General features: G+C 72.7%; 20 protein-coding genes. 17 read left to right on the top strand and 3 right to left on the bottom strand.

Features of this window, described 5'->3' with window-relative positions:
* Positions 1-104 precede the first annotated feature (104 nt).
* From PS271_RS24555 to PS271_RS24525, 7 genes are read left to right on the top strand one after another with little or no spacing between them, the layout of a single operon-like run.
* Positions 105-962: an alpha/beta fold hydrolase gene (locus PS271_RS24555; RefSeq protein ID WP_398384674.1), complete on the top strand. Its 858-nt coding sequence runs from the start codon at positions 105-107 to the stop codon at positions 960-962.
* Entirely contained in the window at positions 959-2503 is a 1545-nt protein-coding gene (locus PS271_RS24550) for an AMP-binding protein (protein ID WP_398384673.1), read from the top strand. Before PS271_RS24555 ends, PS271_RS24550 begins: the two co-directional genes overlap by 4 nt.
* A 51-nt stretch (positions 2504-2554) precedes the next feature.
* Positions 2555-2818 carry an acyl carrier protein gene (locus tag PS271_RS24545; RefSeq protein ID WP_158673744.1) on the top strand — a complete coding sequence of 88 codons (264 nt, stop codon included), beginning with the start codon at positions 2555-2557 and terminating at the stop codon, positions 2816-2818.
* Entirely contained in the window at positions 2815-3993 is a 1179-nt protein-coding gene (locus PS271_RS24540) for an acyl-CoA dehydrogenase family protein (RefSeq protein ID WP_398384671.1), read from the top strand. Before PS271_RS24545 ends, PS271_RS24540 begins: the two co-directional genes overlap by 4 nt.
* A 55-nt stretch (positions 3994-4048) precedes the next feature.
* Positions 4049-5254, top strand: a complete 1206-nt coding sequence (locus tag PS271_RS24535; RefSeq protein WP_398384669.1) for an acyl-CoA dehydrogenase family protein — start codon at positions 4049-4051, stop codon at positions 5252-5254.
* Positions 5251-6477 carry an MFS transporter gene (locus PS271_RS24530; RefSeq protein ID WP_398384667.1) on the top strand — a complete coding sequence of 409 codons (1227 nt, stop codon included), beginning with the start codon at positions 5251-5253 and terminating at the stop codon, positions 6475-6477. The genes PS271_RS24535 and PS271_RS24530 overlap by 4 nt, the downstream gene beginning before the upstream one ends.
* Before the next feature lie 10 nt (positions 6478-6487).
* Positions 6488-6997, top strand: coding sequence for a flavin reductase family protein (locus PS271_RS24525; protein WP_398384665.1), 510 nt, complete (start codon positions 6488-6490; stop codon positions 6995-6997).
* A 426-nt stretch (positions 6998-7423) separates the two neighbouring features.
* Here PS271_RS24525 and PS271_RS24520 read toward each other — a convergent pair whose 3' ends face one another.
* Positions 7424-9784 carry an MFS transporter gene (locus tag PS271_RS24520; RefSeq protein ID WP_398384663.1) on the bottom strand — a complete coding sequence of 787 codons (2361 nt, stop codon included), beginning with the start codon at positions 9782-9784 and terminating at the stop codon, positions 7424-7426.
* 233 nt (positions 9785-10017) lie between these two features.
* Positions 10018-10461, bottom strand: coding sequence for an SRPBCC family protein (locus PS271_RS24515; RefSeq protein WP_235483807.1), 444 nt, complete (start codon positions 10459-10461; stop codon positions 10018-10020).
* A 216-nt stretch (positions 10462-10677) separates the two neighbouring features.
* On the opposite strand from PS271_RS24515, the gene PS271_RS24510 reads away from it, so the two are divergent.
* Positions 10678-11706 carry an Rv2578c family radical SAM protein gene (locus PS271_RS24510; protein ID WP_398384661.1) on the top strand — a complete coding sequence of 343 codons (1029 nt, stop codon included), beginning with the start codon at positions 10678-10680 and terminating at the stop codon, positions 11704-11706.
* An 18-nt stretch (positions 11707-11724) separates the two neighbouring features.
* Here PS271_RS24510 and PS271_RS24505 read toward each other — a convergent pair whose 3' ends face one another.
* On the bottom strand, positions 11725-12354 hold the full coding sequence (locus PS271_RS24505; protein WP_398384659.1) for a HEAT repeat domain-containing protein: 630 nt from the start codon (positions 12352-12354) through the stop codon (positions 11725-11727).
* 320 nt (positions 12355-12674) lie between these two features.
* Between PS271_RS24505 and PS271_RS24500 the strand changes: the two genes are divergently transcribed.
* From PS271_RS24500 to pssA, 9 genes are all read left to right on the top strand, one after another.
* Positions 12675-14501 (top strand): 3-hydroxyacyl-CoA dehydrogenase family protein, encoded by a 1827-nt coding sequence (locus PS271_RS24500; RefSeq protein ID WP_398384657.1) that lies wholly within the window; start codon positions 12675-12677, stop codon positions 14499-14501.
* 100 nt (positions 14502-14601) lie between these two features.
* A complete protein-coding gene (locus PS271_RS24495; RefSeq protein WP_398384655.1) occupies positions 14602-15441 on the top strand; it encodes a TetR family transcriptional regulator in 840 nt (279 codons plus the stop codon).
* Between the two features lie 394 nt (positions 15442-15835).
* Positions 15836-17173 carry a crotonyl-CoA carboxylase/reductase gene (ccrA, locus tag PS271_RS24490; protein WP_398384653.1) on the top strand — a complete coding sequence of 446 codons (1338 nt, stop codon included), beginning with the start codon at positions 15836-15838 and terminating at the stop codon, positions 17171-17173.
* A gap of 10 nt (positions 17174-17183) precedes the next feature.
* Positions 17184-19196 carry a protein meaA gene (locus PS271_RS24485; protein WP_398384651.1) on the top strand — a complete coding sequence of 671 codons (2013 nt, stop codon included), beginning with the start codon at positions 17184-17186 and terminating at the stop codon, positions 19194-19196.
* Positions 19193-20164 (top strand): HpcH/HpaI aldolase/citrate lyase family protein, encoded by a 972-nt coding sequence (locus PS271_RS24480; RefSeq protein ID WP_398384649.1) that lies wholly within the window; start codon positions 19193-19195, stop codon positions 20162-20164. Before PS271_RS24485 ends, PS271_RS24480 begins: the two co-directional genes overlap by 4 nt.
* Positions 20165-20169: 5 nt before the next feature.
* The gene (locus PS271_RS24475; RefSeq protein WP_398384647.1) at positions 20170-20682 is read left to right on the top strand and encodes a MaoC family dehydratase; all 513 of its coding nucleotides are present in this window, start codon (positions 20170-20172) and stop codon (positions 20680-20682) included.
* The gene (locus tag PS271_RS24470; protein WP_398384645.1) at positions 20682-21887 is read left to right on the top strand and encodes an acyl-CoA dehydrogenase family protein; all 1206 of its coding nucleotides are present in this window, start codon (positions 20682-20684) and stop codon (positions 21885-21887) included. Before PS271_RS24475 ends, PS271_RS24470 begins: the two co-directional genes overlap by 1 nt.
* 170 nt (positions 21888-22057) lie before the next feature.
* Positions 22058-22714 (top strand): phosphatidylserine decarboxylase, encoded by a 657-nt coding sequence (locus PS271_RS24465; RefSeq protein WP_398384643.1) that lies wholly within the window; start codon positions 22058-22060, stop codon positions 22712-22714.
* Entirely contained in the window at positions 22701-23549 is an 849-nt protein-coding gene (gene pssA, locus PS271_RS24460; RefSeq protein ID WP_030367825.1) for a CDP-diacylglycerol--serine O-phosphatidyltransferase, read from the top strand. The genes PS271_RS24465 and pssA overlap by 14 nt, the downstream gene beginning before the upstream one ends.
* Positions 23550-23679 lie beyond the last annotated feature (130 nt).

The raw sequence follows: 23679 nt of genomic DNA, 5'->3' as shown, positions 1-23679 counted from the left end.
AGTTGACGCCGACATTGGCGTCGGCAATTATCGGTTCCCGGCGTCGGCCGACGCACTCCCGTCAAGAGTTTCCCGGCAACCGGCCCTCACACCAAGGACTCCGCATGCCCACCGTCGCGCTATCCCGAGGGCCTGTCGAATACACGGTCCTCGAAGGCAGTCCCGAAGCGGCCCCGCTCGTCCTCCTCCACGAAGGCCTCGGCTGCATCGCCATGTGGCGGCGCTTCCCGGCCCGCCTGGCGGCGGCCACCGGCCGCCGCACCCTGGTCTTCTCCCGGCACGGCCACGGGAGTTCGGGCCCGGCGCCCCAGGAGCGCACGCCGCGCTCCCTGCACGAGGAGGCCCACGAGGTCCTCCCCGAGCTGCTCGGCCGGCTGGGCATCGACCGCCCTGTGCTCGTCGGCCACAGCGAAGGGGCCTCGATCGCCCTGCTGCACGCCGCCGCCCGCCCCGTCGAAGCCGTCGTCGCCATCGCCCCGCACCTCTTCGCCGAGGAGCAGACGCTCCGCGGCGTCGCCGACGCCCGCCGCGCCCACGAATCCGGGCCGCTCGCCAAGGAACTGGCCTTCTACCACCAGGACCCGCACACCGTGTTCCGCCGCTGGAGCGGCCTGTGGCTCTCCGAGGAGTTCCGCAACTGGGACATCGAGGGCGACCTGTCCGGCGCCACCGCCCCCGTGCTCCTCGTCCAGGGCGACAGCGACCCGTACGGCACCATGGCCCACCTCGACGCGGCCGAGCGCGGCCTCGGCGGGCCCGTGCAGCGCCTGGAGCTCGCCGGCTGCGGCCACACCCCGCACCTCGAACGCACCGACGACGTCGTCGACGCCGTCGCGACGTTCCTCACGAGCCGCGCCACCGGGTCCGCGGACTCCGCCGTACAGCACCCCTCCGCGGATCCCGTACCGCAGCTCCCCGCAGACCCCGCACAGCAGCCCTCGCGCCAGGAGGCCCGCCCATGAGCGACACCGACGACGTCCGCCTGGACGGCCTGCTCGCCGCGGCCGCCCGCCGGCACCCCGGCCGGCCCGCCCTCACCGCCCAGGGCCGCACCTGGACCTACGCCGAACTCGACCGCGCCGTCAGCGAGCTGGCCGGGCAGCTCGCCGCGGCGGGCCTGGAGCCCGGTGACCGCGTGGGCGTCCTCGCCCCCAAGGGCCCCGAGGCCGTCCTCGGCATCTACGCCGCGCTGCGCGCCGGAGCGGTCACGGCCCCGCTCGACGTCGCGGACCCGCCCGTCCGCACGGCCCACATGGTGCGCGGCGCCGGGCTGTCCCTGCTGCTCGCCTCCGACCGCTCCCTCGCCGGCTGCCGGCGCGCCGCCGAGGAGGCGGGCGCGGGCCCGGAGCCGGCCGAGGGCGTCCTGGACCACGGCCTGAACTGGGTGCGTACGCTCCCGGCCGCGCAGAAGCCCGCCCCGCTGCCCGCGCCCACCGACCGCGGCGGCTACGTCCTCTTCACCTCCGGCTCCACCGGCCGCCCCAAGGGAGTGCTCCTCTCCCACGCCAACGTCGCCCACTTCGCGCTGTGGGCCGCCGCCGAGCTCGCCCTGACCGAGGCGGACCGGGTGGGCTCGCAGGCCGCCCTCACCTTCGACCTCACGACCTTCGACCTGTTCAGCACGGCCGCCGCGGGCGCCTGCGCCGTCCTCATGCCGGACGTCCTGCGCTCCTTCCCGCGCGACGTCGTCGGCTGGCTCCACGAGCATCGCATCACCGCCTTCTACGCCGTGCCCTCCCTCTACCAGGGCATGCTCGAACGGGGCGGCATCGCCGAGGACTTCCCGCCCTCGCTGCGGGTGGCGGCCTTCGCCGGCGAGCCCTTCGCCCCGCGCCCCCTGGAGCGCTACCTGCGCCTCCTCGGCGACGTGCCCCTCTACAACCTCTACGGGCCGACCGAGACCAACGTCTGCACGTACAGCCGGGTGCCCGCCGACTGGACCGCGGACCAGGAGACCACCATCGGCAGGGCGATCGAGGGCGACGTCGTCGACGTCCTCGGCGAGGACGGCCTGCCCACCGACGGCACGGGCGAGATCCACGTCGCCGGCGCCACGGTCTTCCAGGGCTACCTCCAGGACGGGGCCCTGACCGACCCGACCCGCACGGTGCGCTTCCGCGACGGCGTCGCCCGCCGCGCCTACGCCACCGGCGACATCGGCCGCATCACCGCCGACGGGCGCGTCTTCCTGCGCGGCCGCGGCGACTCGCAGGTCAAGCGGCGCGGCCACCGCATCGACCTGCTCGACGTCGAGAGCGCCGTGCTGTCCCTGCCGCACGTCGCGGCCGCCGCGGTCGTCGCCAAGGACGGCCCGCACCACGGTGAGTTCTGGGCGTACGTCCAGAGCGACGGCGGTGCGGCGGCCGGTGAGGAGATCCTCGCCGGGCTGCGCGGGCTCCTGCCGCTGCGCATGCTGCCCGACCGCGTCGTGCCCACGGCCGCCCTGCCCGTCAACGCCCGCGGCAAGGTCGACCGCCGCGCGCTCGCCGGCCGCACCGACTGACCACCGGCCACCACGCCCCACAAGAGCAGCACACCAACGGAGGGAACCGTAGTGAACACCGTAGAGGACCTGTGCACCCTGATCAGCAGCAAGATCACCTGGGGCCGCGGCGAGGAGCCGCAGCAGCTGAGCCCCGACACCCCGCTGCTCGAACAGGGTCTCCTGGACTCGCTGGCCATCATGCAGATCGTCGCCGCGCTCGACTCCGAGGCCGGCATCGTGCTGCCGGACACGGAGATCGTGGCGGCCAACTTCCGCAGCCCGCAGGCGCTGTGGGGCGTGCTGGAGAACATCCGGGCGGGGGCGGCGCTGTGAGTGCTGTAGACCGTTTGCTGCGCTCAGGGCCCGCCGAGGCGGAGGCCGTCGTGGACGAGTACCGCGACCGGGCCCTGCCCCTGGTGGAGCAGCTCGCCGGCAAGGGCTTCCGCGACCAGTGGGAGGCCCTGGCCGGGCTGGGGGTGCTGCGTCTCGGCCCTCCCGGGCCGCAGGCCGGCACCGGCCCCGGGGCCGTCACCCGCTCGCTCGCCATGATCGAGGGCATCGGCCTGGCCGGCGCCGACCCGGGCGTCGTCTACGCCATGGCCTCCCAGGTGTTCGGCATGGAGTACCCGCTGCGCGCGGCGCTCCCCGCCGAGGCGTGGCAGTCCGTGGCCCGCATCCAGGACGGCGGGGAACTGCTGTGCCACGCGCTCACCGAGCGCAAGGGCGGCAGCGACCCGCTGTCGATGGACACCCGGGCCCGGCGCGACGGCGACCGCGACGGCGACGGCTATGTGCTGGACGGCGCCAAGACGTTCATCACGGCGGCCCCGGTGGCCGACCTCGCGCTCGTCTTCGCCCGCACCGGCGAGGGGCGTTCACCGTTCTCCCTGTCCGCGTTCCTGTTCCCCGTCGGCACCCCGGGCGTCACCCGCGCCGACGCCTTCGCCAAGACCGCGCTGCCCGGCGTCCCGATGGGCGAGCTGGTCTTCGACGGCGTGCGGCTGCCCGCCGGCAGCCTCGTCGGCGGGGAGGGCTCGGGGCTCGCGCTCCTGACCTCCACCACCACGTGGGAGCGGGCCCTGCTGCTGGGCTACGCCCTCGGTCCCATGCGCCGCACCCTGCGGCGCCTGACGGACTGGGCGACCGAGCGCGGCCACTTCGGCCGCCGCATGGGGGCCAGCCACCAAGTGGCCTCCCGGATCAGTGACATGGCGCTCGTCCTGCACCGCTCCCGCACGCTGCTGTACGGCATGGCGGCGCGGCTGGACGCGGGCACGCCCCCGCGGCGGCTGTCGGCGGAGGCCGCCCTCACCAAGATCTCGGTCTCCGAGGACTACGTCCGGCTGACGGAACACGCCACCGCGCTGTCCGGCGTACGGGCCTTCATCGCCGATTCCGAGCTCCCCGCCGATCTGCACAGCCCGATGGCGGCCCTGACGTATGCAGGCCCCAACGACCTGCTGCGCATCGGTGTCGCCCGTGAATTCGGGCTCCCCGTCGAGAACTGATTCCCGCGCCCGAAAAACGGTTTCCGCCGGGAACCCGATTTCCGAAAGGCCCCTCATGGCCCTGTCCTTGCCCACCGGGCTGCTGCCCGCCGAATTCGACGAAATCCTCGCGCTCGCCGAGGAGACGGGGGCGGCCCTCGCCCCCCACGCGGCCGACGTGGACGCGGGCCGTTCCACCGGCCACGAGACGTACCGGATCCTGCGCGAGGCGGGCCTGCTGGGCCTGCTCGTCCCGCGTGAGGCGGGCGGGGCGGGGCTCGGCTTCGCCGCCTACTCGCGGGTGCTGGCCGCGCTCGGTGCCCACAACGGCGCCGCCGCCCTCGGCTTCAACATGCACAACGTCGCCATCGGGTCGCTGTGCGAGTCCGCCGGCACGCCCCTGCCGCCCGCGGCGGAGGCCTTCCGGTCCTGGCTGTTCGAGGAGGTGGTGGGCGGGCGGAAGCTGTTCGCCTCCGCCACCTCCGAGGCGGGCAGCGGCGCGAAGCTGCGCGGCGTGCGCACGTCCTACCGGCGCACCGGCGACGGCGGCTACGTGATCACCGGCGAGAAGTCGTTCGTCTCGCTGGCGGGCGTCGCCGACTACTACGTGGTCGCCGCCCGCGCCGAGGGCACCGAGGGCAGCGGCGAGGTCTCGCACTTCGTCGTCGCCGCGGACGACCCCGGGGTGAGCTTCGGGGAGGTGCACAGCCTGTCCGCGATGTACGGCACGAGCACGGCGGGCATGGTCCTCGACGCGGTGACGGTGCCGCGCTCGCGGCTCTTCCTCGGCGTCGAGGGCATGTCCCTGTACAAGCTGGTGCGCGAGCCGCACTGGATGATCGCCGGGTACACGGGCGCGTACCTGGGCATCGCCGAGGCGATCCTGCGCTTCACCACCGACCACGTGGCCGCGTCGCCCCAGCGGGCCGGCTCGCCGGTGCTCCAGCGCGAGCTGGGCCGGATGTCCGCGCGGCTGGCCGCGGCGCGGGCCCTCGTCGCCGAGGCCGGGGCGCGCGTCGACGCGGGCCGGGGCAGCGCCGAGGCCAACGCCGCGGTGCACGCCGCGAAGTACGTCGTCGGCGAGGCCGGGCCCGCGCTCGCGCAGGACGCCGTCCGCATCTGCGGCTCGGCGGCCGTGAGCCGGTCCCTGCCGCTGGAGCGGCTGCTGCGCGAGGCGTCCTTCGCCTCGGTGATGCCCGCCAAGCCGGAGGAGTGCCTGGAATACCTCGGCAAGGCCGCGCTCGGCGTCAACCTGTACGACGCGACCGCCTTCGACTGGTGAGGGCCCACACGCAGCGGCGTGCCGGGGTGGCGGGGGCCGGGGTCCCCGCCACCCCGGGCGTCCCGCGCGCCGCCGTCCCCGCCGTGACGTTCGTGCTGTTCGCCGTGATGACCGGCGGCACCGTCCCGACGCCCGTCTACGCCCTCTACGCCCAGCGGCTGCACCTGTCCCCGCCCGTCGTCGCCCTCGTCTTCGCCGCCTACGCGGTGGGCATCCTGGCCGCCCTGCTGCTCTTCGGCGGCCTGTCGGACAACATCGGGCGGCGGGCCACGCTCGTCCCGGCGCTGGCCGTGGCCGTGGCGAGCAGCGTCGTCTTCATCGCCTTCCCCTCCCTCCCGGGGCTGTTCGCCGGGCGGCTGCTCTCCGGAGTCTCGGTGGGACTGACGACCGGCGCGGCCACCGCGTACCTGAGAGAGCTGCACCCGTCGCCGCCGCGCGCCGCCCTGATCGCCTCCGTCACCAACATGGCCGGGCTCGGCTGCGGGGCGCTCCTGTCGGGCGTGCTCGTGCAGTACGCGCCCGCGCCGACCGTGCTGCCGTACGCCGTCCTGATCGGGCTGCTGCTGCCCGGCCTGGCCGTGTGGGCGCTGCCCGAGCGGGTCGCCGCGCGCGGGGGCGGCATCCGCCCGCAGCGGATCGGCGTGCCGCCGGCCGTGCGGGGCCCGTTCACCGCCGCGGCGGCCGCGGTCTTCGCGTCCTTCTCCCTGCTGGGCCTGCTGGCCGCGCTCGCCGGCAACTTCCTCGTGCAGGGGCTGCACAACCACAGCCACCTCGCCGTCGGCCTCGTGGCGTTCAGCGCCTTCGGCTCGGCGGGGGCCGCCCAGCTCCTCGCGGTGCGGCTCGCGCCCCGCACCGGCCTGATCGTGGGCATGACCGCCGTCCCGCTCGGGCTCGCCCTCATCCTCACCGGCCTGTCGGCCGCCTCCCTGCCCGTCTTCCTGTGCGGCTCCCTGCTGGGCGGCGCGGGCGCGGGCACGTCCTTCAAGTCCGGCCTGGCACTGGTGACGGCCCAGGCGTCGCCCGACCGCGTCTCCGAACTGGTCTCCGGCTTCTTCGTCGCCGCGTACCTGGGCCTGACCGTGCCGGTCGTCGGCGTCGCCGTGCTGCTGGCGAACGGCACGCTCATGACGGCGGCCGGCGTCTTCGCCGCGGTGATCACGGTGCTGTGCCTGGGCAGCATCGGCGTCACCACGGCCCTCGGCAACCGCACCACGAACCGATGAGGACCCCGCCATGACCACCGCGCTCTCCCCCGTCGACCCCGACAGCTACCGCGCCCTGATGGCCTCGCACCCCGGCGGGGTGGCCGTGGTCACCACGCACGACGGCCTCGGCACGCCGTACGGCTTCGCCTGCACCGCGTGGTGCGGGGTGTCCCTCGACCCGCCGCTGCTGCTGGTGTGCGCCTCGAACACGGGCAGCACGCTGCCGGTGCTCGCCGAGCGGGGCTGGTTCGCCGTCAACCTCCTGCACGGGGCGGGGCGCCGTGCGGCGGAGGCCTTCGCCCACCGGGGGGCCGGCCGCTTCTCGGCCGTCCCCTGGGTGCGGTCCCCGGCCACGGGCCTGCCCCTGCTCCCGGAGGACGCGCACGCGACGGCGGAATGCCGCGTCCACCGCCTGGACCCTGCGGGCGACCACACGGTCATCATCGGCGAAATAGTCCGCGCAACCCCCCACCCGGGAGCCGCCCAGGGCCCCCTCCTCTACGGCAACCGCAGGTACGCGGAGTGGCCGTCGCCGTAGCGGGGACATCTCTTCCGCCGCCACCAATTCCGCCGGACCCTCACCATCGTGGCCGATCAACGAGGCGGCGGAAGGGGTTGCCCGGCGCCACGGGCCGGCGGAGCCAGGAACGCTCCCTCTCCCCGGCGAAGCCGGAAAACTCCCCCGCCGCAACGGCGATACGCCACGACTCCGAGGGTCCGGCGGAATCGAGAACGGCCGCCACCGATTCCGCCGGACCCTCGTCGTCGTGGCCGAGCACCGCCGCGGCGGAAGGGGATGCCCGGCCCGGCACAGGGCCGGGTGCGCGCTCCCGGCGAAGCCGGAAAGCCCCCCGGCGGAGCCGGGAAAATCCTCCCGCCGCAGCGGCGACACGCCACCACGGCGAGGGCCCGGCGGAATCGCGCCGTCGCGGCGGAAGAGGAGTCCCCGGACCCAGCCGGACGGCTAGTCCGCGTGGCCCAGTTGGAGGTCGCGTTCCGTGCGGCCTCCGCCCGCGACCTGGAGGACCGTGGCCACCGGCGGGTACCCCGCGGCGATGACCGTGTACTCCCCGGCCGACAGGTCGACGAAGCGGAACGCCCCGTCGGACCCGGTCGTCGCCGTGTCGACGACGTTGCCCGCGGCGTCCAGCAGCGTGACGCGCGCGTCCTCGACCAGCCGGCCGCCCCCCGCGCGGACCACGCCGCGCAGCACCGCGCCGCCGGCCAGCTCGATGTCCTGGCGGGTCTCGCGGCAGGACTGGACAGTGACCGGAAGCGCGGCCGGCCGGAAGACGGGCGCGCTGCCGGCGAGCGTGTACTCCCCGGCGATGAGCTCGCCGATGTCGTAGCCGCCGTCCCGCCCGGTCCGTGTGGAGGCGACGACTTCGCCGTGCACGTTGGTCAGCGTGACCAGAGCGTCCCGCACGGGCGACCCGTCCGCGGTGAGCACGGTCCCGGCGAGCCGCCCGGCGCCGCCGAGGACGACGTCGAGCTCGACGGGCCGCTCGCCGACGGTGACGGTGACGGCCTGCGGCTGGTGGCCGCCGGCCGCCGCGATGAGCACGTAGGAGCCGGTGCCGGGCGTGCTGAGCGCGTACCGCCCGTCCTCGCCGGTCGCGCCGCGCCCCACCTGCCGGCCCCCGCTGTCGATCAGGGTGAGGGCGGCGCGCGGAACGGTCGTGCCGTCGTGGTGCTGGACGACCCCGGTGACGGGGATGCCGGGGACGAAGGGCGGCTCCTCCTCCGGCGGGGCGGTCCGCGCCGAGGGGATGACGGGGGCTTCTGCGAGGTTTTGGGACACCGGCGGTTTCTCCTTCAGCAGGAAGGCGAGTAAAAGGCCCAGGACGAGGACGGGTACGAGGTACAGGAAGACCGGCGGCAGGGCGTGCGCGTACGCCCGTACGTAGCCGCTGCGGAGCTCGGGGGGCAGGTCGCGGAGCACCCGCGGGGTGAGCGGGCTGACGGCCCCGCCGTCGGCGAGGCGGCGGGCGAACAGGCTGCCGAGGGCGCCCGCCCCGACCGCGCCGCCGAGCTGCCGGAAGTACGTGGCGGCCCCGCCGGCGGCGGCCCGGTCCGCCGCGGGGACGGAGCGCTGCGCGGCCCGGACGGCGGCCGGCACGGCGAGCCCGGCGCCGGTGCCGAGGAGCGCGGTCCACAGCGTGTACGCGGGCCACGTGGTGCCGGTGCCGAGCCGGGAGAGCAGGAACGCTCCGGCGGCGGCCGCCGCACACCCCGCGACCGCGAAGAGCCGGCAGCGGCCCGTGCGGCGGGCGAGCTGTCCGCTGATGAGGGAGCCGAGGACGGCGCCGGCCGTCAGGGGCAGCACGAGCAGCCCCGCACGGACGGCGCCCGCGCCGTCGGCCGTCTGCAGGAAGGTGGGCAGATAGCCGACGGCGCCGAAGAGGGCGGCTCCGGTGGCCGCGCCGAGGACGGCGCAGGCGACGAAGACCGGGTTGCGCAACAGCCGGGGCGGAAGGAGGGGTTCGGCCGCGAGGTTCTCGGCGACGACGAGGAGCAGCGCGGTGCCGAGCGCGGCCGCGGCGAGCCCGAGGGTGACGCGGGAGTGCCAGGGGTGGGCGGTCCCGGCCCGGGCGGCCAGCAGGACGAGGCAGGCCGAGAAGGCCGTGAGCAGCAGCGCGCCGAGGACGTCGAAGCGGGCGCGGCGCGCGGGCCCGGGGAGCCGCAGTCCGAAGGCGGCGGCGAGGAGGGCGAGCGCGCCGAGGGGGACGTTGAGGTCGAAGCACCAGCGCCAGGAGGCGTGGTCGGTGAGGAGGCCGCCGAGCGGGGGCCCGGCGACGGTGGCGAGCCCGAACACGGCGGCGGCCGCGCCGAGATGGCGGGCGCGCCGGCGGGCGGGGACGAGGTCGGCGATGATCGCGTGGACGCCGGCCAGCACCCCGCCGCCGCCGATCCCTTGCAGGGCGCGGAAGGCGACGAGCTGGTCCATGGTGTGCGCGCGGGCGGCGAGGGCGGAGGCGGCGGCGAGGAGGACGAGGGCGAAGGCGAAGACGCCCTTGCGGCCGGTGGTCTCGCCGAGCCTGCCGCACACGGGCAGGGCGGCGGCGGAGCCGAGCAGGTAGGCGGTGATCACCCAGGGCGTCCGGCCGAGGCCGTGCAGTTCGCCGGCGATGGTGGGCAGGGCGGTGACGACGACGGTCTGGTCGAGCGCGGCGAGGAGCAGCGCGAGGAGCAGTCCGGCGAGGACGACGCGCAACCTCCCCCGGCCGGCGGGGGGTTCGGGGGGCGCCCCGAACGCGGGGACGAGGTCGGGTGCGGGCAGGGCGAGCGCCGGCCCGTCGCTCTGTACCAAGGTGGTCCCGCCCACGTACCGCTCCCCTCGTAACGCCTGCTATCGCCGCCCTTTTCTCGCATTTCGCGACAACGGCGGGCAACCGAGGGGATTGACCCGAGAGGCCATCCGTGGGGCTTTTGCGCCGGTCGGAGGCATACGGCGGCCCGGTGCGGCGCCGGGGAAACCACCCGAAACGGTGAAGCCCGGACCGCGACCGGTCCGGGCTTCCACCGTTGGTGGCGCGGCTGCGCGCGGGCTGCGCCGGGCTACTTCTCGACCTCCGCGGCCAGCTTGGCGAGCACCGCGTCGTAGATGCGGCCGAGGCCCTTGGGGGCGAAGGTGCGCTCGAAGAAGCCGCCGATGCCGCCGGCGCCGTTCCACACGGTGCTGACGACGGCCTTGGCCTTGCCTTCGCCGGCCGGGGTGACGGTCCAGGTGGTGACCATGGAGGAGTTGCGGTCCTTCTCGACCAGCTGCCCGGTGGTGGGCTCGGTGACCTCCAGCAGGCAGTCGCGGACGCGCTTGCTGGTGGCCTGGAGCTTCCAGTGCACCAGGGTGCCCTCGCCGTCCCCGCCCTCGCGCACCTCGTACTCGCTGAAGTGCTCGGGCAGCAGCTTGGCCCGGGTGCCGGTGTAGTCCGCCAGCGCGTCGAACACCTCCTCGGGGTCCGCCGCGATGATCCGCTCCGTGGTGGCCTCGACCTGGCCCATGGCTTGTCCTCCGGACGTCGTACCGAACTGCTATGTGCTTCGACTGCTACTGCTACGTGCTTCGCGCACAGCCAACCACCAACGCCACACCCGCCCAAATCCGGACCCCCTCACTCGACGCGAACATGTGTTCTAATCTCGAAAGGGAGGGGTCGAACGCACGAACAGCACGGAGCGAGTCGGAACGACTCGGCATCGATGGGAAGGAGGACCGCCATGCGCTGGTCCGGCCTGGGCGACGGAGACGCCGCCGGCGCCGCCACGGGCGCGCTCTTCGGCACCGACGTGGTGACGCGCACCCTGGACACCCCGGAGTTCCGGGGGATCACCTTCCACGAGGTCCGGGCGAAATCGGTCGTCAACCGGGTGCCGGGAGCTTCCCGGATGCCCTTCGAGTGGACCGTGAACCCCTACCGCGGCTGCACGCACGCGTGCGTGTACTGCTTCGCCCGCAAGACCCACAGCTACCTCGACCTGGACACCGGCCTCGGCTTCGACTCCCAGATCGTCGTCAAGGTCAACGCCCCGGAGGCGCTCCGCCGCGAGCTGGCCGCCCCGCGCTGGCGCGGCGAGCACATCGCCATGGGCACCAACGTCGACTGCTACCAGCGCGCCGAGGGCCGCTACCGCCTGATGCCCGGCATCATCGCGGCGCTGCGCGACCGCGCGAACCCCTTCTCGATCCTCACCAAGGGCACGCTGATCCTGCGCGACCTGGAGCTGCTGCGCGAGGCCGCGGCCGTCACCGACGTCGGGGTGTCGGTCTCGGCCGGCTTCCTCGACCGCGAGCTGTGGCGCACGGTCGAACCCGGCACCCCCTCGCCGGAACGGCGGCTGGACGCCGTCCGGACGCTCACCGCCCACGGCATCGCCTGCGGCGTGCTGATGGCCCCGGTCATCCCCTTCCTCGGCGACTCCCCCGCACAGCTGCGCGCCACGGTCCGCGCCGTCGCCGCCTCCGGCGCGACCTCGGTCACCCCGCTCGCCCTCCACCTGCGCCCCGGCGCCCGCGAGTGGTTCATGGCCTGGCTGGCCCGCCACCACCCGCACCTCGTACGCCGCTACGAGACGATGTACGGGGACGGCGCGTACGCCCCCAAGTGGTACCAGCGGCGCATCACCCGCCAAGTCCACGAATACGCGACGGAGTTCGGCATAGGCCCCACGCCTCCCGGCGCCCACCGCAACGTCCCTGCGCCACCTCCCCCCGAACCGCCCCAGGGGACCCAGCTGACCCTGCTGTAGGGCCGCGGGCCCCGCCGGTCATCCGAGCCGGGCCAGGGCCTCGTGGGCCGCGGCCCGCAGCCGGTCGTGTTCGCGGGCGGCGACCAGGGCGTCCTCGGCGCGGCGGTCGCCCAGGGCGCCCAGGCCCTCGACGCAGGCGCGGGCGATCGGCCAGCAGTGGTCGCGGGCCGCCAGCAGCCGTTCGAGCGTGGCGAGGAGGGCGGGGACGGACTCGGGGGCGCGGAGCTCGGTCAGCAGGCGGACGGGGTGGAGGGCGTAGGCGGTGCGCAGCGGGTTGGTGGCGAGGGCCGCGGCCGCGCGGGCGGTGCGGGGGTCGCCCAGGCGGGCGAGGACGAACGCGGCGGTGGCGCAGCGCACCGGTTCGCGGTAGTTCAGGAGCAGTATGAGCGTCTCGAAGGCCCGCCGGTCGCCCTCCGCCCCCAGGACGAAGGCGGCGATCTCACGGGCCCACAGCGGCTGTTCGGGGGCGACCAGGATGCCGGCGAGCTCGTCCCGGCGCGCGCGCCGGGCGGGCGGGCCGCCGTCGCGGGAGCGGACGAGCGCGAGCAGCCGCTCGAAGCCGGCGAACTCCGCGGACGTGGCCAGCTCGGCCCGCACCCGCTTCACCAGCGCACGGAATTCCTCTTCTGCCCTCTCGGCTCCTGTCACTGCCCGTTTCTCCTCCCCGAGTGGCCTGCGCCACATAGTAGGTCGCACGTCCGCCCCCTGGCGCTCTTGGTTACCCGTGAGTTAATCTCCCGGCAAGAGCGGCACCCCCGCTCGGGCGGCCTGGTGACGCAGCCGCCCGCTCGCTTCGACGTCGGTTCGTCGGTTCGGCCCGTCGAGTACGGCACGGCCCCGGGACAGGGCCTGCCGGTCGCACAACTCCCCTTTCCGCGGTCGCCCCTTACCCGTACCCGGAAACGCATCCGACCGACGCATCCCCGCGCGACCCCGCGCGCACGGGGACCTCCCTCTGGAGTCTCGCGATGGACCGTACGTCCACCCCTCCGCCGACCTCCCTCCCCTCTCCCGCCCCCTTGCGGACCGTCGCCGTCGTGGGCCTCGGCACCATGGGCGCCGGGATCGCCGAAGTGCTGGTCCTGGCCGGCCGCGACGTCGTCGGCATCGACGTCTCGGAGGCCGCGGCCGCGCACGCCGTCCGGGCGCTGGAGACCGCCACCGCCCGCGCGGTGCGCCGTGAGCGCATCACCGAGGACGAGCGGCGGGCCGCGCTCGCCCGCTTCCGCACGTCCACGGACCTGCGGGCGGCGGCCGGCGTCGACCTCGTGATCGAGGTCGTGCCCGAGGACTACGCCCTCAAGCACGAGGTGTTCACCGCGCTGGACGCGATCGTGCGCCCCGCGGCGATCCTGGCGACGGGCACCAACGCCCTGTCGGTGACGCGGCTGGCCGCCGACTCGGCCCGCCCCGAGCGCGTCCTGGGGCTGCACTTCTTCAACCCCGCGCCGGCGATGAAGCTGGTGGAGGTCGTCTCGTCGGTGCTGACCGCGCCCGCCGCCGTCTCGGCCGTCACCGCGCTCGCCCGCGAGCTGGGCAAGGAGCCCGTCGCGGTCGGCGACCGGCCCGGCTTCGTCGCCGACGGCCTGCTGTTCGGCTACCTCAACCAGGCGGCCGCGATGTACGAGTCGCGCTACGCGACGCGCGAGGACATCGACGCGGCGATGCGCCTGGGCTGCGGCCTGCCGATGGGCCCGCTCGCCCTGCTGGACCTGATCGGCGTCGACACCGCGCGTACGGTCCTGGAGGCCATGTACGCGGCCTCCCGCGACCGGCTGCACGCGCCCGCCCCCATCCTCGGCCAGCTCGCGGAGGCGGGCCTGACCGGCCGCAAGGCGGGCCGCGGCTTCTACACCTACGACGGCCCGGACTCGGCCGTGGTCGTGCGAGACGCGCTGACGCCCGGCGCCGCCGGGGGCGGGGCCGCGGCCGGGCCGCGCGAGGTGCGCGCGGTCGGCGTGGCCGGGTCGGGCACGATGGCGAGCGGCATCGCCGAGGTCTTCGCCAAGGCCGGCTACCGCGTGGTGCTCGCGGCGCGCACGCAGGAGAAGGCCGAGGCCGCCAAGGCGCGGGTGGCCAAGTCCCTCGCGCGCTCGGTGGAGAAGGGCCGCCTGACGGCCGCCGAGCGGGAGGCGGCCCTGGCGGCGCTCACGCCGACGGGCTCGCTGGACGCGTTCGCCGACGTCGACCTCGCCGTCGAGGCGGTCGCGGAGGACCTGGCCGTCAAGCAGCAGCTGTTCGGCACGCTCGACAAGGTCTGCCGGCCGGGCGCGGTGCTGGCCACGACCACGTCCTCGCTGCCGGTCGTCGCCCTGGCCCGCGCCACCTCGCGCCCGCAGGACGTCATCGGGATGCACTTCTTCAACCCGGCGCCGGCGATGAAGCTCGTGGAGGTCGTCCGTACGGTCCTCACCGCGGACGACGCGCACGCCACCGTCCGCGCGGTCTGCACGAAGGTGCGCAAGCACGCCGTGGACTGCGGCGACCGCGCCGGGTTCATCGTGAACGCCCTGCTGTTCCCGTACCTGAACAACGCCGTGAAGATGGTGCAGGAGCACTACGCGACCCCGGACGACATCGACGCGGCGATGAAGCTCGGCGGCGGCTACCCGATGGGCCCGTTCGAGCTGCTGGACGTCGTGGGGCTGGACGTGTCCCTGGCCATCGAGAAGGTCCTGCACCGCGAGTTCCGCGACCCGGGCCTCGCCCCCGCGCCCCTCCTGGAGCACCTCGTGGCGGCGGGCTGCCTGGGGCGCAAGACGGGCCGCGGCTTCCGCGAGTATGCGAAGGCCTGACAGAACGGCGCGCGAGCGCGACGCGGGCTGGGGCGGACTGCTCGAACCGGGGGACGGTCCGTCCCGGCGCGCCCGCACGGACGCGTGTTACGTTCCCCACATGCCCCAGCCCGCCAAGGCCGTCCGCGCTCCGCGCACGGCCGACGAAACACCCCGTGAGACCCGAGATCCGCACACCGGCCCCGAGAGCGCCGGCAGCCGCCGGGCCGCCGCGCAGCGCCTGACCATGCGCCGCAAACTCGCCACCGCCGCGATGGAGTTGTTCGCGACCAAGGGCTACGAGGCGACGACCGTCGACGAGATCGCGGCGGCGGCCGGCGTCGCCCGCCGCACCTTCTTCCGCCACTTCCGCTCCAAGGAAGAGGCCATCTTCCCCGACCACGACGACACCCTCGTACGGGCCGCGGGCGTGCTGGACGCGGCCCCGCCGCACGAGAACCCCCTCGACACCGTCTGCCGGGGCATCAAGGAGGTCATGCGGATGTACGCGGCCTCCCCGGCCGTGTCCGTCGAGCGCTACCGCCTGACCCGCGAGGTGCCGGCCCTGCGCGAGCGCGAGATCGCCTCCGTGGCCCGCTACGAGCGGCTGTTCACCCGCTACCTCCTCGGCCACTTCGACGAGGGCGCGCACCACGTCGGCGACGACGACCCGCTGCTCGCCGAGGTCGCCGCGTCGGCCGTGGTGACCGCCCACAACCACGTGCTGCGGCGCTGGCTGCGCGGCGGCGGGCAGGGCGACGTGGAGACCCAGCTCGACCACGCGTTCGCGATCGTGCGGGAGACGTTCGGCACGGGCATCGGGGCCGGCCGCGCCCGCCAGGAGGAGACCCCGGGGGCGACCGCGCGGGCCGAGGGCGAGGTCCTGGTGACCGTGGCCCGGACGGACGCGCCGCTGGACGAGGTCATGCGCGCGATCGAGAAGGCGCTCAAGAAGAAGTAGGACATCACCCGACATATCCTGACGAAGGCCGCCCCTGAGGGGCGGCCTTCGTTGCTCATGCGTGCCCTCCGGATGACATCTGAGAGAAATTGTTGGCACCGAGTGTCTTGTCGTGTGGCACGGCGTGCCATACGTTGTCGGTGTCCGGGCGGCCGGCGCGCAGACAGAAACCGTCGTGCGCCGGCTGTCCCCACAAGCATCTTGTGCGCCCGGACGCCTGCGTCACAGGCACTCCCACCGCGCCCACCGGCGCCGGGTCGAAGCTGCACAGAGCACCGCCCCGCACCACCCCGCACCACCCGCCGAACCGACGGCACCGCCTCAGCACTTCCCTTGCACCACCCCCGACGTTCCCTCAAGCCGTTCCCCAACGTGCTTCGCCGGAGGCAATACCGTGAACCAGATACTCGACGCCATCCTCGCGCCGGACAGTACGCCCGAGGACTTCGCGGCCCTGACCGTCCCCGACTCCTACCGCGCGGTGACCGTGCACAAGGACGAGGCGGGCATGTTCGAGGGCCTCGCCACGCGGGAGAAGGACCCGCGCAAGTCGCTGCACGTCGAGGAGGTGCCGGTGCCCGAACTCGGGCCCGGCGAGGCGCTCGTGGCCGTCATGGCCAGCTCGGTGAACTACAACTCCGTCTGGACCTCGATCTTCGAGCCGCTGTCCACCTTCGGCTTCCTGGAGCGCTACGGCAAGCTCTCCCCGCTCGCCAAGCGGCACGACCTGCCGTACCACGTCATCGGCTCCGACCTCGCGGGCGTCGTCCTGCGCACCGGCCCCGGCGTCAACCTCTGGAAGCCCGGCGACGAGGTCGTCGCCCACTGCCTGTCCGTGGAGCTGGAGTCCGCCGACGGCCACGGCGACACGATGCTCGACCCCGAGCAGCGGATCTGGGGCTTCGAGACCAACTTCGGCGGCCTGGCAGAGCTCGCTCTTGTGAAGTCCAACCAGCTCATGCCCAAGCCGATGCACCTGAGCTGGGAGGAGGCGGCCGCCCCGGGCCTGGTCAACTCCACCGCCTACCGCCAGCTCGTCTCCCGCAACGGCGCCGGCATGAAGCAGGGCGACAACGTCCTGATCTGGGGCGCGAGCGGCGGACTCGGCTCGTACGCCACGCAGTTCGCGCTCGCCGGCGGCGCCAACCCGATCTGTGTCGTCTCCAGCGACAAGAAGGCGGAGATCTGCCGGCGGATGGGCGCCGAGGCGATCATCGACCGCTCCGCCGAGGACTACAAGTTCTGGAAGGACGAGCACGAGCAGGACCCGCGCGAGTGGAAGCGCTTCGGCAAGCGCATCCGCGAGCTGACCGGCGGCGAGGACGTCGACATCGTCTTCGAGCACCCGGGCCGCGAGACGTTCGGCGCGTCCGTCTACGTCACGCGCAAGGGCGGCACGGTCGTCACCTGCGCCTCGACCTCGGGCTTCAAGCACGAGTACGACAACCGCTACCTGTGGATGTCGCTGAAGCGGATCGTGGGCTCGCACTTCGCCAACTACCGCGAGGCGTGGGAGGCCAACCGCCTGATCGCCAAGGGCAAGATCCACCCCACGCTGTCGAAGACGTACAGCCTGGAGGACACCGGGCAGGCCGCGTACGACGTGCACCGCAACCTCCACCAGGGCAAGGTCGGCGTGCTGTGCCTGGCCCCCGAGGAGGGCATGGGGGTCCGCGACGAGGAGATGCGGTCCCGGCACATCGACGCCATCAACCGCTTCCGGAACGAGTGAGCACACTGCGATGACGGAACGTCAAAAAGACCGGCCTTGGCTCATGCGGACTTACGCCGGGCACTCCACCGCCGAGGCGTCCAACGAGCTGTACCGGCGCAACCTCGCCAAGGGCCAGACCGGTCTCTCGGTCGCGTTCGACCTGCCGACACAGACCGGCTACGACTCCGACCACATCCTCGCCCGCGGCGAGGTCGGCCGGGTCGGCGTGCCGGTCGCGCACCTCGGTGACATGCGGCGGCTGTTCCAGGACATCCCGCTGGAGCAGATGAACACCTCCATGACCATCAACGCCACCGCCATGTGGCTGCTGGCCATGTACCAGGTGGTCGCGGAGGAGCAGGGCGCCGACGTCACGAAGCTCCAGGGGACGACGCAGAACGACATCGTCAAGGAGTACCTCTCGCGCGGGACGCACGTCTTCCCGCCGGGGCCGTCGCTGCGGCTGACCACCGACATGATCACGTACACGGTCAACCACATCCCGAAGTGGAACCCGATCAACATCTGTAGCTACCACCTACAGGAGGCGGGGGCCACTCCGGTCCAGGAGATCTCGTACGCGATGTCCACGGCGATCGCCGTGCTGGACGCGGTGCGGGACTCCGGCCAGGTGCCGGCCGAGCGCTTCGGCGACGTGGTCGCCCGCATCTCCTTCTTCGTCAACGCGGGCGTCCGCTTCGTCGAGGAGATGTGCAAGATGCGGGCGTTCGGCCGCATCTGGGACCAGGTCACCCGCGAGCGCTACGGCGTCGGGAACCCCAAGCAGCGCCGCTTCCGCTACGGCGTCCAGGTCAACTCCCTGGGCCTGACCGAGGCGCAGCCGGAGAACAACGTCCAGCGCATCGTCCTGGAGATGCTGGCCGTGACCCTCTCCAAGGACGCCCGCGCCCGCGCCGTGCAGCTGCCGGCCTGGAACGAGGCGCTGGGCCTGCCCCGGCCCTGGGACCAGCAGTGGAGCCTGCGGATCCAGCAGGTCCTCGCGCACGAGAGCGACCTGCTGGAGTACGACGACATCTTCGCGGGGTCGCACGTCATCGAGGCGAAGGTGGGTGCCCTCGTCGAGGAGTGCCTGGCGGAGATCGAGCGGATCCAGCAGATGGGCGGCGCGATGGCGGCCGTCGAGTCCGGCTACCTGAAGTCGCAGCTGGTCTCCTCGCACGCCGAGCGCCGGGCCCGGATCGAGGCCGGCGAGGAGAAGATCGTCGGCGTCAACTGCTACGAGTCGACCGAGCCCAACCCGCTCACCGCCGACCTCGACACCGCGATCATGACCGTGGACCCGGCCAACGAGGCCCGGGTCGTAGCCTCCCTGCACGCCTGGCGCGACGACCGCGACGAGGCCCGCGCCCAGGAGTCGCTGTCCGCGCTGAAGAAGGCGGCGGCGGGCTCGGACAACCTGATGGCGGCCACGCTGGAGTGCGTCCGGGCCGGCGTCACGACCGGCGAGTGGTCGTGGGCCCTGCGCGACGTCTTCGGGGAGTTCCGCGCCCCCACGGGCGTGAGCAGCGCCCCCGTCGCGGTCGCCGCGGAGACCGGCACGCCGCTGGCCGCCGTCCGCGCCAAGGCGGCCCGCACGGCCGAGGAGCTGGGCGGCGGCCGGCTGCGCCTGCTGGTCGGCAAGCCCGGTCTGGACGGCCACTCCAACGGCGCCGAGCAGATCGCCGTCCGCGCGCGCGACGCCGGCTTCGAAGTGGTCTACCAGGGCATCCGGCTGACCCCGGAGCAGATCGTCTCGGCGGCCGTCGCCGAGGACGTGCACTGCGTCGGCCTGTCGATCCTCTCCGGGTCGCACGCCGAGCTCGTCCCCGACGTCCTGGAGCGGATGCGCGCCGAGGGGTCCGGCGACGTCCCCGTCATCGTCGGGGGCATCATCCCGTCCGCGGACGCCACCGCTCTGCGGGCGGCCGGCGTCGCGGCCGTGTTCACTCCCAAAGATTTCGGCATCACGGAGATCATCGGACGTATCGTCGACGAGATCCGGAAAGCGAACCACCTCGACCCGCTGGAGGTCCCCGCATGATCACGCCCGCACCCCAGAAGCCGCTGCGCCCGCGCCGCTCGTGCCTCGCGGTCCCCGGCAGCAACCCGCGCTTCCTGGAGAAGGCCCAGGGGCTCCCCGCCGACATGGTCTTCCTCGACCTGGAGGACGCCTGCGCCCCGCTGGCCAAGGAGGGCGCCCGCCACCTGGTCGTGGACGCGCTCAACAACGGCGACTGGACCGGCAAGACCACCGCCGTCCGCGTCAACGACTGGACGACGCACTGGACGTACCGGGACGTCGTGACGGTCGTGGAGGGCGCGGGCCCCAACCTCGACTGCATCATGCTGCCGAAGGTCCAGGACGCGCAGCAGGTCGTCGCCCTCGACCTGCTGCTCACCCAGATCGAGAAGACGATGGGCTTCGAGGTGGGCCGCATCGGCATCGAGGCGCAGATCGAGAACGCCAAGGGCCTGGTGAACGTGGACGAGATCGCCGCCGCGTCGCCGCGCATCGAGACGCTCATCTTCGGCCCCGCCGACTTCATGGCCTCGATCAACATGAGGTCCCTGGTCGTCGGCGAGCAGCCGCCCGGCTACCCGGCGGACGCCTACCACTACATCCTGATGCGCATCCTGATGGCGGCCCGCGCCCACGACGTGCAGGCCATCGACGGCCCGTACCTCCAGATCAAGAACATCGACGGCTACAAGGAGATCGCGCGCCGCTCGGCGGCGCTGGGCTTCGACGGCAAGTGGGTGCTGCACCCCGGCCAGGTGGACGCGGCCAACGAGGTCTTCTCGCCCTCGCAGGAGGAGTACGACCACGCCGAGCTGATCCTCGACGCGTACGACTGGTGCACGTCGGAGGCCGGCGGCAAGAAGGGCTCGGCGATGCTCGGCGACGAGATGATCGACGAGGCCAGCCGGAAGATGGCCCTGGTCATCGCGGGCAAGGGCCGGGCGGCGGGGCTGACCCGTACGTCGAAGTTCGAGATCCCGGAGGCCTGAGCACCGTGCAGTTCGGCCGGACTTACGAAGAGTTCACCGTCGGCGACGTGTACAAGCACTGGCCCGGCAAGACCGTCACCGAGTACGACGACCACTTGTTCTGCCTGCTGACCATGAACCACCATCCGTTGCACATGGACAGCAACTATGCGGAGAAGACGACCGATTTCGGCAAGAACGTCGTGGTCGGGAATTACGTCTACTCCCTCCTGCTGGGCATGTCCGTCCCCGACGTCTCGGGCAAGGCCATTGCCAACCTGGAGGTCGAGTCGCTGAAGCACATCGCGCCGACCTTCCACGGCGACACGATCTACGGCGAGACGCGCGTGCTGGACAAGACGCCGTCGAAGTCGAAGAGCGACCGCGGAATCGTCTCCGTCGAGACCATCGGCTACAAGCAGGACGGCACCGTGGTCTGCACCTTCCGGCGCAAGGTGATGGTGCCCACCGCCACGTACATCAAGGAGCGCGGCGGGGAGCAGCCCGGCCGCCCCGAGCCGATCATCCGGGAGAAGTGATGGGCCGCCTGGCGCAGACCGACGGGCTGACGGACGTCCAGCAGGAAATCCTCTCGACGGTCCGTGACTTCGTCGACAAGGAGATCATTCCGGTCGCCACGGACCTGGAGCACCGGGACGAGTACCCGGCGCAGATAGTCGAGGGCCTCAAGGACCTCGGGGTGTTCGGGCTGATGATCCCGGAGGAGTACGGCGGGCTCGGTGAGTCGCTTCTCACCTACGCGCTGTGCGTGGAGGAGATCGCCCGGGGCTGGATGAGCGTGTCGGGGATCATCAACACGCACTTCATCGTGGCGTACATGCTCAAACAGCACGGCACTCAGGAACAGAAGGACTATTTCCTGCCAAAGATGGCGGCGGGGGAGATCCGGGGCGCGTTCTCGATGTCGGAGCCGGGCCTCGGCTCGGATGTGTCGGCTATCACATCGAAGGGCGTGCGGGACGGCGACACGTACGTCCTGAACGGCCAGAAGATGTGGCTGACGAACGGCGGCACGTCGACGCTGGTGGCGGTGCTCTGCAAGACGGACGAGGGGCATCCCGAGGGGACCGCGCCGCACAAGTCGATGACGACGTTCCTGATCGAGAAGGAACCGGGATTCGGCGAGGTCAAGCCGGGGCTGACCATCCCCGGAAAGATCGACAAAATGGGTTACAAGGGCGTCGACACCACCGAACTGATCATGGACGGGCTGCGGGTGCCCGCCGACCGCGTGCTCGGCGGCGTCACCGGCCGCGGCTTTTACCAGATGATGGACGGCGTCGAGGTCGGGCGGGTCAACGTCGCGGCGCGTGGCTGCGGAGTCGCGCAGCGTGCGTTCGAACTGGGTGTGTCCTACGCACAGCAGCGGCAGACCTTCGGAAAGCCGATTGCCCAGCACCAGGCGATCCAGTTCAAACTTGCCGAAATGGGGACAAAGGTCGAAGCCGCGCATGCGATGATGGTGAATGCGGCCCGGAAGAAGGACTCGGGCCGGCGCAACGATCTCGAGGCCGGAATGGCCAAGTACCTGGCCTCCGAGTACTGCAAGGAGGTGGTCGAGGACGCGTTCCGCATCCACGGCGGATACGGGTTCTCGAAGGAATACGAGATCGAGCGCCTCTACCGAGAGGCCCCCATGCTGCTCATCGGTGAGGGAACGGCAGAGATCCAGAAAATGATCATCGGCCGCCGGCTACTCGAGGAGTACCGGATCCAGGGATAAATATTCCGGTTAGGGGTGGTTTGACCGAGAAGAAGATCACACCCAGTCATCGGACTTCGGCCACCGACCGGCTCCGGCGCTTAGCCAGTTGCCGGTCGCAACCGATAGCATCCCCCGAAAGCCGCCGTCCCCCAATCGTTTCGCGGCACCCTCCGCTACGAAGGTCACCCATGCCCCACAGCTCTTCCTCTGCACACCGCGACAGCCTCGCCGGCGTTCGCCTCGCGCGCGGAGCATCGCCGTGGCTCCTCCCGACCGTCGCCACGGCGGCGGTCAGCCTCTCCCGCGCCCGGCGCTCCGGGCGCTGGGCCGCGCTGGCCGTGCCCACCACCGCGCTCGCGGCGGGCATGCTGTGGTTCTTCCGCGACCCCGATCGCGAGATCGCCACGGGCCGGGTCATCTCCCCGGCCGACGGCGTGGTGCAGAGCATCATGCCGTGGAAGGACGGGCGCACCCGTGTCGCGATCTTCATGAGCCCGCTGAACGTCCACGTCAACCGGGCGCCGATGGCCGGCACCGTGACGTCCGTCGAGCACATCCCCGGCGGTTTCGTTCCGGCGTTCAACAAGGAGAGCGAGAACAACGAGCGCGTCGTCTGGCACTTCGACACCGAGCTCGGCGACATCGAGATGGTGCAGATCGCCGGCGCCGTCGCCCGTCGCATCGTGCCCTACCTCCCCGCGGACACCAAGGTGGAGCAGGGTGAGCGGATCGGTCTGATCCGCTTCGGTTCGCGCGTCGACGTCTACCTCCCGGAGGGTGTCGAGGTCGCGGTCGAGGTCGGCCAGAAGACCACCGCGGGGGTGACACGCCTTGACCGTGATTGATCAAGAGGCATCGTGGGTGCCCGAGGCGGACGAGGCCGAGGACGCGGAGACCATGCCGCTGTCCACCCGGCTCTCAATAGCGGACACGCTCACGCTCGGTAACGCGATCTGCGGGTTCATGGCGGTGTACTTCACCACCACGGGCGTCCTCATCCCCCACCTCACGGGGAACGAGGACGGCGGCATGGCCCGCCACAGCGCGGCCACCGCGGTCATACTGATGCTGCTCGCATCGGTCTTCGACCTCTTCGACGGGCTCGTCGCGCGCAAGCTGCGCAGCTCGGCGATGGGCGCGGAGCTGGACAACCTCTCCGACCTGATCAGCTTCGGGCTCGCCCCGGCGTACTTCGTGGTCGTGTGGGGCATGGTCGCCGACGACGCCCACCAGCGGGTGTCGGCCGTGGCCGCGGTCGTGGTGCTGCTGGCGGTCGTCCTCAGACTGGCGCGCTTCTCGTGCGTCCAGCTGCGGGACGGCATCTTCCAGGGCATGCCGAGCCCCTTCGGGGCGCTCACGGTCGTCTCGATCGTGCTGCTGGAGCTGCCGTTCGTCCCGACGCTGCTGGCGATCGTGGGCGTGGCGTGGCTGATGGTGAGCCGGGTCGAGTACCCCAAGCCGCGGGGGCGCCTCGCGGTGGCGATGCTCAGCTGGATCGTGCTCAGCATGGGCCTGCTGGCGGCCTGGGCGTTCGATGCGCCCGGCGGCGAGCTGCTCCTCCAGACGGGCTGCGCGCTCCAGGTCGTCCTGGGCGCGGTGATCCCCCTCTTCGCGACGGCGCGGAGGGTGAACACCTTCCGCGACAACCGCCGCGAGGCGAGGGCGACGCAGCTGCCGTAGCGACGGTTTGACCGAGCGGGGCGGCCCCGGACCTTTGGGTTCGGGGCCGCCCCGCTCGGCGTTCGGGGCACTCGGGCCTTCGGGGCCCGTCGGCCGCCTGCCTCTGCCGCAGGCAGAGAATTCCCGCCGC

The sequence above is a fragment of the Streptomyces sp. SCA2-17 genome, assembly GCF_044336695.1.
This window is presented reverse-complemented; position numbering and strand designations above follow the sequence as displayed.

Bases quoted from the DNA above. Each gene is read 5' to 3' on its own strand.
- PS271_RS24515 (WP_235483807.1), bottom strand. From the start codon at position 10,461: ATGGGCCAGGTCGAGGCCACCACGGAGCGGATCATCGCGGCGGACCCC.
- PS271_RS24550 (WP_398384673.1), top strand. From the start codon at position 959: ATGAGCGACACCGACGACGTCCGCCTGGACGGCCTGCTCGCCGCGGCC.
- PS271_RS24535 (WP_398384669.1), top strand. From the start codon at position 4,049: ATGGCCCTGTCCTTGCCCACCGGGCTGCTGCCCGCCGAATTCGACGAA.
- PS271_RS24465 (WP_398384643.1), top strand. From the start codon at position 22,058: ATGCCCCACAGCTCTTCCTCTGCACACCGCGACAGCCTCGCCGGCGTT.
- PS271_RS24525 (WP_398384665.1), top strand. From the start codon at position 6,488: ATGACCACCGCGCTCTCCCCCGTCGACCCCGACAGCTACCGCGCCCTG.
- PS271_RS24510 (WP_398384661.1), top strand. From the start codon at position 10,678: ATGCGCTGGTCCGGCCTGGGCGACGGAGACGCCGCCGGCGCCGCCACG.
- PS271_RS24495 (WP_398384655.1), top strand. From the start codon at position 14,602: ATGCCCCAGCCCGCCAAGGCCGTCCGCGCTCCGCGCACGGCCGACGAA.
- PS271_RS24480 (WP_398384649.1), top strand. From the start codon at position 19,193: ATGATCACGCCCGCACCCCAGAAGCCGCTGCGCCCGCGCCGCTCGTGC.
- PS271_RS24500 (WP_398384657.1), top strand. From the start codon at position 12,675: ATGGACCGTACGTCCACCCCTCCGCCGACCTCCCTCCCCTCTCCCGCC.
- PS271_RS24470 (WP_398384645.1), top strand. From the start codon at position 20,682: ATGGGCCGCCTGGCGCAGACCGACGGGCTGACGGACGTCCAGCAGGAA.
- PS271_RS24555 (WP_398384674.1), top strand. From the start codon at position 105: ATGCCCACCGTCGCGCTATCCCGAGGGCCTGTCGAATACACGGTCCTC.
- PS271_RS24485 (WP_398384651.1), top strand. From the start codon at position 17,184: ATGACGGAACGTCAAAAAGACCGGCCTTGGCTCATGCGGACTTACGCC.